At 39.5% G+C, this 17,438-nt stretch carries 9 protein-coding genes; 4 read left to right on the top strand and 5 right to left on the bottom strand.

Annotated elements, in window-relative coordinates:
* Positions 1-91: 91 nt before the first annotated feature.
* The 3 genes from H6G59_RS01020 to H6G59_RS01030 form a co-directional block, all read right to left on the bottom strand.
* Positions 92-2,977, bottom strand: a complete 2,886-nt coding sequence (locus H6G59_RS01020) for a DUF3131 domain-containing protein (RefSeq protein ID WP_242038748.1) — start codon at positions 2,975-2,977, stop codon at positions 92-94.
* Complete coding sequence (locus tag H6G59_RS01025; protein WP_190711318.1) at positions 2,953-4,401, bottom strand: DUF3131 domain-containing protein; 1,449 nt, start codon at positions 4,399-4,401, stop codon at positions 2,953-2,955. Before H6G59_RS01025 ends, H6G59_RS01020 begins: the two co-directional genes overlap by 25 nt.
* 81 nt (positions 4,402-4,482) lie before the next feature.
* The gene (locus H6G59_RS01030) at positions 4,483-5,700 is read right to left on the bottom strand and encodes a hypothetical protein (protein ID WP_190711319.1); all 1,218 of its coding nucleotides are present in this window, start codon (positions 5,698-5,700) and stop codon (positions 4,483-4,485) included.
* Positions 5,701-6,333: 633 nt separating this feature from the next.
* Here H6G59_RS01030 and H6G59_RS01035 point away from each other — a divergent pair.
* The 3 genes from H6G59_RS01035 (at position 6,334) to H6G59_RS01045 (ending at position 10,430) form a co-directional block, all read left to right on the top strand.
* On the top strand, positions 6,334-7,758 hold the full coding sequence (locus H6G59_RS01035; RefSeq protein ID WP_199331877.1) for a DUF3131 domain-containing protein: 1,425 nt from the start codon (positions 6,334-6,336) through the stop codon (positions 7,756-7,758).
* Between the two features lie 31 nt (positions 7,759-7,789).
* On the top strand, positions 7,790-9,823 hold the full coding sequence (locus tag H6G59_RS01040; protein WP_190711320.1) for a glycosyltransferase: 2,034 nt from the start codon (positions 7,790-7,792) through the stop codon (positions 9,821-9,823).
* Positions 9,824-10,103: 280 nt separating this feature from the next.
* A complete protein-coding gene (locus H6G59_RS01045) occupies positions 10,104-10,430 on the top strand; it encodes an STAS domain-containing protein (RefSeq protein ID WP_190711321.1) in 327 nt (108 codons plus the stop codon).
* A 4-nt stretch (positions 10,431-10,434) separates the two neighbouring features.
* Here H6G59_RS01045 and H6G59_RS01050 read toward each other — a convergent pair whose 3' ends face one another.
* Positions 10,435-11,637: a SpoIIE family protein phosphatase gene (locus H6G59_RS01050; protein ID WP_190711322.1), complete on the bottom strand. Its 1,203-nt coding sequence runs from the start codon at positions 11,635-11,637 to the stop codon at positions 10,435-10,437.
* Positions 11,638-12,270: 633 nt separating this feature from the next.
* Here H6G59_RS01050 and H6G59_RS01055 point away from each other — a divergent pair.
* Positions 12,271-12,687, top strand: a complete 417-nt coding sequence (locus tag H6G59_RS01055; protein ID WP_190711323.1) for an ATP-binding protein — start codon at positions 12,271-12,273, stop codon at positions 12,685-12,687.
* On the opposite strand, the gene H6G59_RS01060 is transcribed toward H6G59_RS01055, so the two are convergent.
* Positions 12,681-17,324, bottom strand: coding sequence for a GAF domain-containing protein (locus H6G59_RS01060; protein ID WP_190711324.1), 4,644 nt, complete (start codon positions 17,322-17,324; stop codon positions 12,681-12,683). The two genes, H6G59_RS01055 and H6G59_RS01060, sit on opposite strands and share 7 nt — an antisense overlap.
* Positions 17,325-17,438 lie beyond the last annotated feature (114 nt).

Below are 17,438 nucleotides of genomic sequence, written 5' to 3' on the forward strand. Positions count from 1 at the left end.
GCCAACGGAAGTTATAGCAACGCACAGGGCGGTTAGGACACCTACTGATTATAAAACCTAGACACCAAAAGACTCTTCAGACTGTCAAGAGTCACCTGCTATATTTTGTTGTAACCCAATAATTTTCAGAATCGTTAGTGACGAACTGGGATTGTTGAGTAGCAGTATTAGGTAAACCACGACCAGAATCACCCTTAGCGATCGCTTGCCACCAAGGTGAATTCATAGCGGTATTGGGACGGATGAGAGGCTGCTGCTTTGTTGCCGTATACAGCAAAGATTGCAGAATCATACTGTTAGTGCTGCTAGTGAAACCAACAGCAGTTTTGCCTGTTTTTTCATAAAAACCTTCATAAAAACCCAGCAAAGGGTTATATAAGTCAGTTGTGGCCTTAATTAACTCCTGAGTGTAGCTATCTTCTGGCAGTAAGGCATAATAGGCAAATGCCACAGCCGAACTTACTAATCTTCCCTCTGGTAGAGGTTTGCCATCATCTCCTAACGCCACCCAAGGCTGATTTTGACCGATAATTGAACTGTGGACGGTGTAGGGTTGACGCTCAATTAAAGTGGTAGCTGAGGCAGTAAGAGTCCCAGTGTTGCGGTAGCGTTCAGCTTGAGCCTTATAAATGGCTGTAAAGAGCGATCGCATTTGTGGATCTAAACCAAACTCCAAAGCATACAGCAAGAATGGATTACTAACGGTGTATTGATTAACTTTTGATTTTGTATCTGTGCGGATACGTTCAACTGGGACTGCTACTCCCTCCACCGAGGCGGTTTTATATTCACCTCCGACAGCAGATTTATTCACATCAAAACCCCATAATTGAAAAGCCCGCGCTGCATATTCCTCATAGCCTAAACGGGTTTCAGGAGTAATTCGGGGAAGCGATCGCCCATTTTTATCTTTGGTGACATTAGCACTCGAAAGCATCCCATCCCGCACAACCCGCAAGTATGACCAATCCAAAACAATTTGATCCACAACTCCTGTATATTCAGGATGATCAGTCTTCAAATTATAAAGGGCTGCCAATATCCTGCCTACATCTAAAGACGACCAACCAGTACCTTCAGGAACTGAATTACCACCATAATCTACTGGTTGCAATGTGCGCGGATCATAGCCTCGACTTGGTAATTCTCCCGCAAACAAGGGAATTTGAGCTAAAGCACCTAACAACTGGCGCGTACGCTGGTCAAATTCTTTGGGAGAAATTATATCTAATGCCCATGCTGCATTGAGGGCTGTTAGATAATCTCCCAAACCCCAGAGGGTTGATCCTTTGACATCAGAGCGATCGCTCACCAGTCCAGTTGTAGACTGATAATTAGCTTGGAAATAATTCCAGGCCGCTTGAGCATAACGTTTTTGGGTGAGTGTTAAAGGTTGAGATAATGGTGAGGGTGGTTTGGGATTAGCCAGCGGTGGAATAGGTTTAACTATGAGCAATGCTGGGCTAGAAGCTGTATCGGCCTTGGTCGGTGCAACCGCTATAGGTACGGGATTTTGAGGTGGAGTTGATGCCGTTGGTGTAGAATTACCAGACGGCATCTGTGCAAAACTCACCCCACTACTACCAATCAATGGGCGGTTTCCTCTGGCTTTGTAATATAAAATCTCCATAATTAGACCATTGGTATTGCCTGTCAGAGATTTGTTGGGTTTCTTTGTTTCCTCATATAGCCCAGCGTAGAAACCACCACCATTAGGGTCACGTAAATCCTTCACCGCGTCAAAAACTTTTTGCGCGTAAGCATTATCTGGGTAAAGATAGCGCCAGCCGAATGCAGCCTTAGTGCTAACATTCCGAAATTGGGGGTAAGGTTGATTATTTTCTGTAATTGCTGCCCAGGCAACGCCATTAGAATAAACAGTGTTGTAAATAAAATAAGGAGGTTGATCAATGTTGTCTTCGGAAACAGCGGTCAACTGTCCCGTAGACTCAAAGCGGCGTTTTTGCGCCTCCAAAACGTTGGCAGCGTATTCTTTTAAATACCCTTCTAAACCAAATTCGATACCATCAAGAATGTAAGATTCACTGACTACATAATTGTTAGCATTAGTGCTTTGATAGTCACGGGTATCAACGGGAATTTCCACACCGTTCACCTCTACAAACTTAAAAGGCTCTAACGCTAAAGCTTTGGCAGCTTTAAAACCCCACAGTTCATAACCTCTGGCAGCATATTCTTCATACCCTAGTCGTCCTTCTTGCACCAACAAAGTCTTACCATCAGGTAAAACAACTGCTCCGTAGAGTTGGTCATCTTTGAGCGATCGCGCCAACTGCCATTTGGCTAGAATCCCCTTAAGCCAATCATTGTATTGAGGATGACAGGTGCGAATAACGTGAAATGCAGCTAGAATGCGCCCAACATCTAAAGCAGACCAGCCAATACCTCTTTCTTGGGGTTTGTTGCCGTAATCAGTCATCTCTCCCGTAGCTGCGTTATAGACTTTATTTGGCAACGCATTTTCAAATAGCTTCAGATTACTTAAAGAAGCAAGGAACTTGTTTAAGCGCGAATCAAATTCAGATTGGTCAATGAGGTTAATCCATCTAGCTGCATTCAAAGCCATCAGGTAATTACCAATATCCCAAAGAGTACCAGAGGGATAACCACCTGTAGAATTAGTAAATCCAGTATTTGCCTGATAGTTATTAACAAAATACTGCCAAGCTGCACGAGCATAAGTTTGCTCTTCTGGTGTTAGAGGCGCTGTAATTTGACTACAGCTATTAGCATTAGCAGCAGAATTTTGGGCTAAAGATACTGTTGGTATATGAAACAAAAATTGCAGAAATACCCCACTGAGGAATAATGCAATCCCTCTCAATAGCTTGTCTTTATGGCGTTGTTGTTGCATGATTGGTGATTGGTGATTGGTGATTGGTGATTGGGTTATTTTTATCTCCCCTACCTCTCCTACTTCTCCTACTTCTCCTACTTCGCAGTTATTCCTGACCAAACTGTAAGGGGTTTACCTACTTTTTTATACAGTAAACTTTCTAAAATAACACCATTATTATTAGCTGTTAATGCTTTGTTTGGCTCTTTTAAAGATTCGTAAAATCCGTTATACCAGCCCTTATCAGATTTGAGATTGGTTTGCACAAATTGAGATAACTGGCGTGTGTAATCTGTATTGTAAAGTACGTTCCAGCCGATAGCTGCTTTAGCACTGAGGAATCGTAAATTGTTATATTTAGTCCCCGTATCAGTGATGGTTGCCCAAGGTTCTCCGTTAACAAATAAGCTGCTGTAAACAAAGTAGGGAGCGCGATCTAAGTTATCTTCTGTAACAGCAGTTAAAATTTTTGTTTTTTGATAGCGGGCTTCTTGAGCAGCTAAAATTCGGTCGGAGTATGCTTTAGGTAAAGCTTGAAAACCAGTTTCAATCCCATCTAAAATATAAGGCTCGCTGAGGACGTAATTATTCGCGCCAGAGTTTTTATAGTCGCGTTTATCGTAGGGAACTCCCTGTCCATAAAGATTGACAAAGGCTGTTTTGGATTGATAATCCAAGGCTTGCTTAACATCCAATCCCCACAGTTTTAGACCATAGGCGGCATAGTTTTCATAACCTAAGCGCCCTTCTTGGTTGTACTGTTCTTTACCAGAAACAACGGAAGTACCGTACATTTGCCCGTTTTTGACCAGACGCTTGACTTGCCAATGTTTCCAAACGGCTTCTGTTTGCGATCGCATTTGGGGATATTTTGCGCCGACAATCTTCAGCCAAATAGCCAAACGTCCTAAATCTATAGCTGACCAACCAATTTCTTCTTTTTTATCTAATTGACCATAATTTACTGGTATAAGAGTTTGAGAATTATAGACTTTATTAGGTAATTCTCCTTTATACAAAGGCATGGATGCTAGAGTTTTCAGCACCTTACTCATCTTGGTATCAAATTCTGCTGGTGTAATAATTTTCAGTTCTCTAGCACTCACCAAAGCTGCGATCGCTGCTGCTTGATCCCACATGGTGACAGAAGCAAAACCATCAACGGAGTTAACCAAACCAGTTTCATTATTCCAGTTGCGCTGGAAGTATAACCAAGCCTGACGAGCGATCGCTGTTTCATCTGCGGTCAATGTCCCAGTTCCTGATGCAATATAGGGAATTTTGGCTGTTTTCAGTTCATCAGGACTAATCGGTTGACCTGCTAGAACCATTGATTTAGCATCAAGTTGGGCAATATCTTCAGTTTGATTTCCAGGAGTAGGATTTGGAGATGCGGATATTTCTGGTTTTTGGACAACACTGGTAGTAGCAAGATGCTTTGACAAATAATTTAAAAGAGCGATCGCTATTACAGCAGTTACAACTCCGCCAACTGTAGCCAAAATAGATAGATTTTTTGGTGGTGGTTCAAAATCAGAATTCATTGTTTTTAGTCTCCTTGTGATTTTTTAAACAACATTTTTACAGAAGCATTAACACATATAGAAAATTATCTATTAGTTAGGTTAAAATTTTACCTGTAATTGACCAGTAAAAGTCTTATTATTGTAAGAACTATCCCCCGTATCTAAATTACGAACATTACTAAAACCATAGCCCAAATCTAAATCTATATTTGGTGATATTTTAGCTGTACAACGAGTTTGATAACTATTTACACCAGTGGTTTTTCCATTAAGTTGTTGTTGTCCCAAAGTAGTATTTAACCGACAATTCAAAAAAGAGAAAATATCTCCTCCCCACCCAATTTCGCCATTATAAACTAGGAAATCGTGGGGAGAAAAATAGCCACTCATATCTTGTCTATCATTGGCATATTTCCAAGTAAACAAATTAGCTGCTAACCAAAATTTACCCCATTTATGTTCTAGCCTGCTAAAAGACTGTTGTTCAAAGTTATCATCATTATATAAGCCAATACGATACAGTGAAAAGAAGCTAGTATTAGGGTCAATTTGCCAATAAACATTGAGACCAGAACGTAAAGCTGTAATTTGATTTTCTAATGTTTTAGCATTAAACTTATAAGGACTTTGTTCTACTAAAGCTGATAAGAATAAACCTGATTTTAATTGATAAGTCGGGGTGAAGTTAACAAAAATTTGTCTATCTATCTGAGCATTGAAATTCAGAGCAGTTGGTAGCCGATTAAATACGTCAATTCCTGCATTTGCCTGTATAGTATATTTACCTGTTTTTCCTTCCCATCCCACCTGAAATGGAATATTTGTAATAGACTCAAATCCAGGTTGATTAAAAGTATTCAATCCCGTTTTTAACCTGATTTTTTGTCCATTAAGCAACCGAAATTGAAACACCGGTTCAATAATTTGATTTTGCTGCTCGGAATTACTTAGCTCGCTACGAAAACCTGTTTGAATACTTTCCAAAACTAATGGTGGCTGCTCAGGTTTATTAGTTGTTGGTGGTAATTTTTGGGGTGGTGGTGATATTGGTTTCGGAGTTACCCGTAGCGCCGGATTGAAGTTTTCGGGTGCAGCCAGCAATATTGGTGTTGATTGTAATTTTTGGGGAAGAAAGTTGCTGTCAGCAAATGTGTTGAAATTTTCTAGAGTTGCAACACTTGTAATTTGTTCTCTAATTTGTTCCGTCAATTCTGGAACTGAGTTCAGGGTAAGCTCATCTAATTTGGGAAAAACAGAAACGGAGTCTTCTGTAATATCTCCTTTATTTTGGCGTGAGGTTGCCAAATTTTTCACCATATTGACTGGTTCTATCAATTGTGAGTCTGAGTTCGAGTTCTCATCTGGTTGGTTAGCATCTGCGGATACACAGCCAATATTGAAAATGCCAATTATACCTAATATTAGATATATTATTTTACGTATTGTGTTCAGTGAGAGTAACACTTTACAAAATGGTTAAGTAGAGAAATGGAATTTTTTTATAAAACCTGTCACTATTTAAACATAAATTTTGGATACACACATTGACTCTTTACCAGAACCTAAAACCCACAAGGTCACTGAAGGCTAAAGCCATCAAGCGTGGTTTTCATCCCCGGTAAGACAGCACGTAATACGCAACTGCGTTGCTGTTACTCCGGGGTTTTCAACCTACCTCTTATAAAATTAGGATTGCTATACATGATAAAGTTATAAACATTTACTGAACAACTTTACTTAGTGCAAGGTAATGGTTTCATTACCTCAATAATGTAAGATATAGGAATCCTATTTGGTTTATGTTGGCGCAGCCTGCGCTTTGCGCTTACAAGACTCAGTACACACGGAAATTTTTCTTACCTGTTCCCTGTTCCCTGTTCCCTGCCTCTACGAAAAATTCATAAATCAAATCGGAACACTATATCTACAAGTATAACAAGGGTAATACGCGTGATTCTGGAATTTGTATCATACGCAATAACTAATGGTCAACCCTTAGTCTGTAATGAACAGGTATGGCCGTCGTGTATTCCTGCTCAGATTATTGCTGCCCCTGATAACTTTTATCCTGAACCTCAGTTTTCCGAACCTACTGTACCTATTATACCTAAAGAGGAAATACCCAAAATTTCTCCCCCTGCTGCTAGTCCATTGCTAGTCATACCCAAGCCGACAACCACGCCAAAAAAACCAGTTCCAGCTTCTAGGAATATCTTGCCATTGAGATTGACTCAAGAAGCAGATTTGATTGCTGCTCAAACAGCTTGGAAGTATTTTGAACGTAATTGGAATCTGCAAACAGGTTTGGTGAATTCCGTAGATAACCTCAAGTGGACAACTTGGTGGGATCAAGGTAGTGCTTTATTAGGAATTCATGCGGCTCGGCAATTAGGTTTATTGCCATCTGACTTGTTTCAACAGCGCATGAATACTTTGCTGCGGACTTTAGAAACTCTGCCACTACCAGCTACAGGTTTACCGAATAAAGCTTATAGCACCCATACTGCTCAAATGCGATCGCTCAATGATAGCCCAGATCCACAAGGCAAGAGTGGTTGGTCAGTATTAGATTTAGCGAGGTTTTTGTTGGCGTTGGATGTAATGCGATCGCATTATCCAGAGTATAGCGATCGCATTAACCGAATTGTAGCTCGCTGGAATTTATCCAGACTGGTAAAAAATGGTTGGTTAAATGGTGGAATTTCTACAAGCACCGGAAAAATTCAAGAAGTCCAAGAAGGGCGTTTGGGTTATGAGCAATACGCAGCCCATAGTTTAAAGCTGTGGAATATCCACGCTCCCAATGCTCTTTCTACACCACCTGTACAAACAGTTGAAGTAGATGGCATAACATTGCAAGCAGACAAACGCAATCTCAAAAATTCTGGCGCTACTAACTACCTGACAAATGATCCTTACCTACTTTGGGGCTTAGAAATAGGCTGGCCAGATTCGCTGCTACCCCAAGTTCAAAATCTCTTCAAAGTACAAGCACAAAGATTTCAACGGACTGGTATTTTAACAGCCGTCAACGAAGATTCATTAGATCGTCCGCCTTATTTTCTTTATTACAGTGTCTACTCCAATGGTCAACCTTGGCAAGCTGAGAATGTCAACGGTAAAACCTATCCTCAACTCCGATTTCTTAGCACCAAAGCAGCATTTTCTTGGTTGGCTTTATTACCCGATCAACCTTATGCTCAAATGCTGCATAACTCTGTTCAGAATTTAGCTGATAAAAATCGCGGCTACTTTTCTGGAAAATATGAAAATCAAAAACTGGGTATTAATACCTCAGTTGACGTTAATACTAATGCTGTAATTTTAGAAAGTTTGCTTTACAAAGCAAGAAATAAACAACCATTAATTTTTTAGCTAATTTTTTGATTTCACTTTTGGTACTAATATGACTTCAGTTTCCGTTATTGATAGTTCATCAACCTTTTCTGGTAACAGCCGCTCAAGGCTGAAAAAAAGAACACTGCTGTTTCGCTATCTGGCAGAAATAAATTTAATTTTCGGCCTTTGGTATTTGCAATGGCGGATTTTCCATTCCGTCAACTTTGATGCGCTGTGGTTGTCTATTCCATTATTATTGGCAGAAATTTACAGCTATTTCGGTGGAGTCATGTTTGTGATTGGACTGTGGCGGCCTATAATCCGACAGGTTAAGTCCCTCAACCAACTTAATCCACCTCTACCTACCTCTGATTGGCCAGATGTGGATGTATTTGTAACTTGCTACAACGAGCCACCAGAAATTGTAGAAGAAACTGCCAGAGCAGCTTTAGCAATAGATTACCCAACGACAAAGCTGCGTGTATATATACTAGATGATGGTAATTCCGAGCAGATGCGAGCTATGTCGGAAAGCCTGGGTATTGAAGACTTACAATCGCCAGTATTACAACAAGAAGCGAATCGGATTGAGGCAGAGCGATCTACTCTGATCGAACGACTTCAGCAATTAGAAAGTTTAGCACTTGATTTAGAAGCTGCTGAAGAATGGCTGCAAAACTCATCCTCTACAAACGTCAATAATTTGGCAGATATTTCTGGTAAATTTGTGCAGAGTTTGCGACAGTTCATTTTTTGGTTAAATCCTCAAACTGAAAATAGTAGTTCTGCCTCCACACCAACTCTACACGAACGTTTAATTAACGAACGCCAAAAATTAGAAGTAGCGATTAGCAAAAAAGAATTAGAACTGGTTGAACTCGCTCGGTTGCGCTATATTGCTCGTCCTAAACAACCTGGTGTAGCTCACCATGCTAAAGCCGGCAACCTCAATTATGCAATTTTTTCGGGAGAAACTGTCGGAGAATTTATTCTGACTCTAGATGCAGACCACATTCCCAAACCTCAATTTCTGAAGCGAGTTTTGCCATATTTTTATACCTATAATTTATTCTCAGGAAAGTACGAACCAAACCGAATTGCTTTTGTGCAAACTCCTCAAGATTTTTACAACATTCCCCCTGGAGATCCCTTTGGACATCGAGCCAGTTTGTTTTATGGGCCTCTCCAACAGGGTAAAGATGGAATGAATGCAGCTTTTTACACAGGGACAAATGCTGTCCTCAGAAGAGAAGCATTGATTAGTGTAGGACTGCAATATTTTGCCGATGAATTTATTAAAGATGAAAAACGATTAGATGAATTTGAATTAATTGGTGGTGTATCCAGTAATAGTATTACAGAAGATATGAACACTGCCATGCGTCTGCATAGTGCAGGCTGGAAATCTGTCTATCATCATGAACTTTTGGCAGAAGGCTTGGCTCCTGATGATTTGAGTTCAACACTAAAACAGCGATTACGCTGGGCGCAAGGGACAATTCAAGTCTTAGTGAGAGAAAACCCGATTACGAAAGTAGGACTAAGTTTTTGGCAACGTCTGCATTACTTTAAGACAATATATAGTTATTTTTCTGGTTTTGCGACTTTGATATTTATCTCTTGCCCAATTATCTATTTTTTCACAGGCATTATCCCAGTGAAAACAGATGGATTTGAGTTCGCTTTACATTTTTTCCCAGCTTTTATAATTAATCGCTTAACTTTCCTCGCTGCTGGTTGGGGAATTCCAGCTAGAGAGTTATGGCGTTCAGAACAATATGCGATCGCTTTATTCCCTTTGTTAATTCAAGCTGTATGGAGTGTATTTACTGGACAATCAATCAAATTTCAAGTCACCCCTAAGCAGCGCCAATCAGGCATTTATCTCCGGCTCATTTTGCCGCAACTAGTTGTCTTAGTTTTGACTATTTTAGGAATATTATGGAGCCTTTACCGCTTTGCTATTGGTCAGTTAGAAACTCCTTTAGTTTATCTCGTCAACGGTGCATGGGCTTTATATAACTTATCACTGCTGTGGTCTATAATTTATGCCTCTGTCTGGCAACCACCCACAAACGTTGAAGCTAATGCTAAAATTTGATATAGGCACTTAAAACTTGCAATGTTAAATCAATATTTTTCGGTTAAGCCAAAAAAATACATTGATAAGTTTTTGTTGGGTTGCTCTATCGCTTAACCCAACCTACGAAAACTCTTAACTGAACAGTATTGAATAAGTAGCTGGTTGCAATTCAATATAAAATGTGGAATGGGCATCTTGTCCGTCAACAGGCTAGAAGCCTGTTCCACTATCTAACAATTAATTAGACCTACTTACTTATTAACTAAAAGTTAGCAACACTATAACAGGATAGAAAACAATGAATTCTCAAATTCAAATACTTGAACCATCAGGCACTATAAATGCACCCAAAGGTAATGAAATACGTCGTCAGATTAACGATCTTGTGAGTGCAGGAGCAGAAATAATTCTGATTGATATGAAGGATGTGAACTTTATTGATAGTTCTGGTCTAGGAGCTTTAGTGTCGGCAATGCAAAGTTTGAGAAAAACTAATGGAAAACTGTTTGTCTGTTCCATTAATGCTCAAGTCAAAATGATATTTGAACTCACTAAAGTAGATCGAATTCTGCAAATTCTTGAAGATAGGGAAGAATTCCAACGCCAAGTTATGACAACACAATAAGCCGTTATATTTGATGCGTGCCGAATTTGACTTGTAATAAAGACAAATCGTCATCCAAATGGGGGTTACTGCTCAATTCCATAATTTGAGCTAATACTTCGTTGAGATCAGGAAGATTTGTCTTGCTACTTTTGCTCAGTAAATTAAGCAAAGAATTTAACCCCCAAATAGTACCATCTGGCTGTTGAATTTCATAAGTACCATCACTAAAGATATATAAAGTGCTGTTTTCCTCAATTTCTGTAACAGCAATATCAAAGTTGATATCTGGCACAAAGCCAATGGGTAAATCCAAAGAGGTTAGTTGTTTAATATTCATGCTACTTGTGTTGTTGCCATATAGCAGTACAGCTGGTGGATGTCCAGCATTAGCATAAACTAGTTGACGTTTAACGGGATTATAAACTCCATACCAAATTGTGAAATATTTTTCTCCATTACTACTCATTTGGAAGTTGTCATTGAGTGCTTTGAGGACTTCATTCGGTCGATAAAAGTTAGTATTGGGTAGGGACTGCGATCGCAAAACATTCAATACAGAAACAGACAATAGTGCTGAACCCACTCCATGTCCGGAAACATCCAATAGATAAATTGCTAAATTCTCATCATCAATCCAGTAGTAATCAAAGCAATCCCCCCCTAACTGTGCTGAGGGTACAAATAAAGCTTCTATCGTTACTGTACCCACCAGTGGGCTTGGCAAAAGCGATCGCACATAATCAGCCGCTTCAGCTAGTTCAGTTTCTAAAATTTGCTTTTGGCGTTGCAAAGTTTGATTTAATTCCTCTAAAGCTTGCTTTTTGGCCTGCAAATCTTGATTTAACTGGTGTAGCCTTAACCCTGCTCTGATTCTTGCCTTCAATTCATTCATCTCTATTGGTTTAGAGACAAACTCATCCGCACCTGCATCAAGTCCTTTGACTCGTTCCTCTTCTTCTCCTGGAGCCGCTCCCTTTGCAGTTAGGAGAATAAAAAATGTTGTTGCCAACTCTGGATCTTCTTTAATATACCGACATACTTCTAAACCATCCATTTCCGACATTACCCAGTCACAGACAATCAGCGCTGGACGTAATTGTTTTGCTAGTGTAATTCCTTCTTTGCCATTACTAGCTACAGTAGTATCATAACCCTGATTTTGGAGCGACTTTTTTAATGCTAATCTTAATATGGGATCATCATCAATAACAAGTATTTTAAACATATGTAGCCAAATAAATTGAATAATTATTTATTGAAGACTAAAAATTTCCGAGAGAACTCTTACAGCAGTTTTCTTTTGCATGAAGTACAAAGTCACTGGTTTTGAGGCAGGAGGCAGAAGGCAGGAGGCAGGAGGAAGAAGAATAATTAGATTTGTGAATCCTTGGTTCTGTACCTCATTTAGTTGCAAAGTGCTGTAATAGTGAAACCTACCCTTAAAAGAGTGAGATTGAAAACTTGGAGGTTTTGTTGTTCGGGCTACGTTTTCAACAAATTTTCTTTTCTGACTGGGCTTTAAACTCAGAACTAAAGTTTTAGGGAATAAGACACTTTCTATGCCCTGTTTTCTATTAATAGTTCCCTTTTTTTTGTAAATTAAACAATTATTAAATGATCTCTATAAAAAGACAGAACTTTTTTATGATTGTTTAATGTGAATTAACATCCTACATTACCTATCAAAATATATCTGTCATGTCAATAGGTCAATTGTCAAAATTTTGTAATGTTCTCCATTCTATGGAAATAACTTGTTTTTCAACACATAGACAGCAGAAAAGCAAGGGTAAATTGTTTAGATTTATGCACACACGCATAATAAATAATCAACCGGACATGATTTTAGAGGTTAACAATGGAATGTAAAATTTTTTTGAAAGTAAATACAGATTTAGATGCTGCTGCTGAAATTTTATCTTGGTTTGAGCAGATTAATCAACCTCCTTTTCCAGATCAACAAATTTGGTGGCAACTCCAAACAATACTTATAGAAGGATTTATAAATATTGTTGAACATGGACACAAGAATTTATCCCCTTTAACTCCCATTGAATTGGAAGCTATACGCTTCAATAAACACATAGAAATTCGCATCTGGTGTTTTGGCCAACCTTTTGATTTAGCTCAACAATTACAAGATACTCCAGAATTAGAGGATAATGATAAAGAACGGGGAAGAGGTTTGAAAATTATATCTGCAATTGCAGACAAATTGACCTATGAACAGATAGCAGATAACCGTTATTGTTTATTTATGAGCAAATCTTATTGAGATTGATTTCTCTTGGTTAAAAAGGCTTGAATTCCCTGAAGCGATGCTTCTAAATCAGCTACTAATTTATCTACACCAGTAAGATCCTGACTACGAATCATTTGTTCTAGTTTCTCTGCTGTTTGCTGGATGATTGTAGCTCCTATATTACCACTAGAGCCTTTAATATGATGGGCTTCTTGCCCCAGTTTTCGATAATCATTAATTGCTATTGCGGCTTTGATTGTCTCTACATGAAACGGGATATCTTCCACGAACATTTCTAATAGCTCAAACTCAAATTCTGTATTATTTTCTGAAAGTTGATGTAGATGATCCCAATTAATTGCTAAACCCTCGAGCAAACTACTATCTGTGCCAGAAATTGTTGGCGTTGTTGGCACTGAAATCATTGTTTTTTGTTGAGTAACTATCACCTGACTCCAACGTTCTAGTACCATTGCTAACTTATCTTTAACTACTGGCTTACTCAGATAGTCATCCATGCCAGCATCTAGACAGCTTTGTTGGTCTTCTTTCATGGCGTTAGCAGTGATAGCAATTACTACAGGTTGGTGACCGCTTGCAAATGAGCTTGCTTGCCGACGACGAATTTGTCGTGCAGTCTCCAAACCATCTAGAATTGGCATTTGGCAGTCTAAGAGAATTAAGTCATAGGGAATTTTATCCAATAACTGCAAAACTTCTTGACCATTAGCTACAGTATCGGCATCATAGCCTAGTTGCTGAAGCTGTTTGAGGAGAACTTTTTGATTGATCAAATTATCTTCTGCTATTAGTAATTTTAGCTTTGATTGAGCAGAACTAGCTATCTGTTTACCTGCCTTCTTCGCAGACGGTTGCTCAATTTTGAGAACTTCCACATAATCTAGTTTGGCCTGGTTGCTCAAAATATTCATAATTGTATCCAACAACCGGGATGGCTTGATCGGCTTAACCAAATAACTAGCAAATCCTATGTTTAAAGCTTGTTGTACTTCATCTCTTTGATTAGTAGAAGTCAACATAATTAAAGGGATATTAGTAATAGCTGCATTTGCCTTAATTTGCACTCCCAAAGTCAAGCCATCTATGTGGGGCATTTGCATATCAATCACAGCAATATCATAGGGCTTCCCTTGTTCGGCAGCTATCTCTAAAGCCTTTAAGGCAGTAGTCGCATCGCTAGCCTCCTCCACTTGCATTCCCCAAGAAGTAGCTTGGTGGTAGATAATTTTACGATTAGTAGCATTGTCATCGACTACTAATAAGCGGCGCTCAGTGAGTAGCTCACAGTTTTGAAGCTGGGAAATAGGCTGTGGCTGTTTGGTAAAAGGTAGCTCAAACCAGAATTTAGATCCTTTACCTATCTGACTTTTTACCCCGATTTCTCCTGCCATCAAATTCACTAAATATTGACAAATGGCTAATCCCAAACCTGTACCACCATACTGGCGGGTAATGGAAGCATCTACTTGGGTAAATGGTTGAAATAGTTTGTTTTGATCTTCTGGGCTAATGCCAATACCGGTATCTGTAACGGCAAAATGGATCGTAGCTGTATTATAGTTTTCTGATTTCAGTTCTGCTCGCACCACTACCTCTCCGACGCTGGTAAACTTGAGAGCATTGCTGATCAAATTCATCAAAATTTGCCGCAGGCGACTTGCATCTCCTTGGAGGTGAGTGGGGACGTTGCGATCAATCAAGGCTGCAATTTCCAATCCTTTTTTATGGGCTTGGGGAGCGAGTAATTCCAAAACTTCCTCAATACAAGTGGATAATTCAAAATCTAGGGTTTCGAGCATCATTTCCCCGGCTTCAAGCTTGGATAAATCCAAAATCTCGTTGATCAGGGATAAGAGAGCATCTCCACTCACACGAATTGTTTCCACAAAATCTTGCTGCTCTGGATTGAGAGGTGTTTCTAACAATAAGCCGGTCATTCCCAAAACGGCGTTCATCGGGGTGCGGATTTCATGACTCATGTTAGCCAAAAAGCTACTTTTGGCAAGAGAAGCTAACTCAGCTTGGTGACGAGCAACTTCGAGTTCTTGTCTTTGCAAAGTTTCTGCTTGGAGCAATTTGGCTTGAGTTAAGGCAATACCAATTTGGTCAGCGAGGGATTTTAAAAGTTCAATTTCCCAGGTAGTCCAATTCCGGGAATTGTGGCATTGATGGGTAATTAGCAGCCCCCAAAATTTATCTTTGAGGAAAATGGGAATGACAAGGTTAGCTTTGACATGAAACTGTTGCAGCAATTCCAAATGGCAAGGCTGGATTTTAGCTTGATTGATATCATTAATACTGCTAATCCTTCCTTGACGATATTTTTGGATGTACTGTTCTGTAAAACAAGGATCAACAATATTCTGTCCCAGAACCGCAGGGATGCTGGGAATCAATGCTTCTTTTAGTGCTGTTAATGAGCTATTTGCCTGTAACTCTAGGATCAGTACACGGTCGGCTTGCAGTAACTTCTGCACCTCTGTGACACTGGTTTGGAGAATTTCATCGATTTGTAGAGAATGGCGAATTTTCAGGGTGATGTCGGCTAACAATTGCGATCGCCAATTCTGGCGTTGAACTTTTTCTTCTGCCTGCTTGCGTTCTATAAACTGACCTATCTGCTTACCAATGGACATCATACTCTTGAGCAAATCTGCATCTTCTTGCTGATTTTTTTTGTTAAAGAAAGTTATGACTCCAAAAGTTTCGTTTCCACTGCATATAGGAAAAGCAAAAGCTGATTGCAGTCCTACTTGAGCCGCAGCTTTTGCTCTCAAAAAGTGAGCATCATCAATAACACTAGTCAGCCAAACAGGTTCAGAACTAGCCCAGACACGACCAGGCAAACCCATCCCTGGGGCAAAGTTTGTTTGTTTGGTGATTGCTTCAAACTCTTGTAGTTCTGGGGTTTCTCTATACCAACAATCAAGATAACGTAAAACATTTACTTGTTGGTCTACTAGCCAAATTTCACCCCAATCCCAACCTAAATTCTCGCAAATTCCTCGTAATATCCGGTGAGTAGCCTCACTAATAGTGATCGACTCTGCCAAGGCGCTGGTTGCTGCGTATTGTGCCGCTAGATGCTGTTGAGTTAGTTTGCGAATGGTAATGTCAATACCCGTACTGATAATGTATTCTACTGTCCCTTCTTCGTCTTCTAGGGTGGTGTTTGTCCATTTAATCAATCGCAAACTTCCATCTTTCCTTACCCAGTAGTTTTCAACTTCCTTAGGACTTTTATGATCTCGTAACTGCCCTAAGTATACTTTGACGGACTCTACTGCTTCGGGAAGGATGAACAAATTCCAAAGATACCTACCTCTCACCTCATCAAATGAGTAACCCGTTACTTGCTCACAGGCTTGATTGAAGCGAACAATTTGCCCTTGTGAGTCGAGAACAATAACTAAGGTGCTGGCTGTGTCTAGGACTGCTGAGATAAAGTTGCGTTCTTTTTTCAGTGCTGCCTCTGTTCGTATCCGTTTGGTAAATTCTTGATAAATGAAGTAGTAGACTAAGGCCAGAATAATAGAACATAAACAAATGGCAATCGCCACATTAACAATTGTCTGTTTTCCATTAGCTTTAGCTATCGCAGACTCTTGCTTCAGCACTTTGTTTCTCTCATCTTCCATATCATGGATCAATTTGCGGATATCATCCATGAGAGACTGTCCCTGATTGGTCAGCACTAACTGCAAGGTTGCTTCCAAATTGTTCTGTTGGCGGAAGTCTATAGTCTGCTTGAGTTCTGAAAGTTTAGCTGCTATTAAACGTTCCAGAATGACGATTTGCTGCTGTTGATATGGTTGTGCTACTGTTAAAGACTTCAAAGTTTGAAGTTCTTGATTAATCTTGCCAACAGATTCTTCATATGGTTTTAAATAAGACTGTTTTCCTGTCAGCAAGTAACCACGTTGTCCAGTTTCAGCATCTTTAATTAAAGATAGTAATCTTTCTTGCTTGTTTATTTGCTCTTGGATTTTTATGACTTGATTACTAGTTTTAATAAATAGTTTCGTATTTTGATAAGAAACAACACCAATCATGACTAAAATTGCTGATGCTAATCCAAATCCTGCTGCAACCCTTTTGAAAAATTGGATGCGTATTTCCTTTGGTTGTTTGCGTTCCTGGCTTGCAAGTACCAAACTAGCTAAATTGCGTCGAATTTCTAGTTGCTTGATGACTTGACGACCTAAAATTTTTAATGCTTCTACCTGTTCGGGAGTTAGTTCCCGTGGTATGTGATCAATTACACAGAGCGTTCCTAGTCCGTATCCCTCTGATGTAGTTAAAGGCACTCCAGCATAAAACCGGACATGAGGGTCAGATACCACTAGGGGATTGGTGGCAAATCTTTCGTCAATTGTGGCATCAGGAACGATAAAAACATCCTTTTGTCGGATAGCATGAGTACAAAATGCAATATCACGAGATGTTTCTAATGCCTCTAAACCTACTTTGGATTTGAACCATTGGCGATTTTTATCGACTAGGCTAACCAAGGCAATAGGAGTTCCACAAATATATGAAGCTAGTTGAGTAAGATCGTCAAACGCTTCTTCGGGTGGGGTGTCTAGAATCTTATATTCTAAAAGTGCTTCTAATCTTTGTGATTCATGCTCAGGTAATGGTCTTTTCATACAAAAATGTGTAATTTATATTTAGATAATTGTGGACATAAACATATTTTGTATCCCCTCCATATTTCGGGAAAAGAGTTATTTGGGCATCGATGAGCAACCAAAGGGATTAAG

The organism is Anabaena lutea FACHB-196 (assembly GCF_014698305.1).
Classification (GTDB): domain Bacteria; phylum Cyanobacteriota; class Cyanobacteriia; order Cyanobacteriales; family Nostocaceae; genus Anabaena; species Anabaena lutea.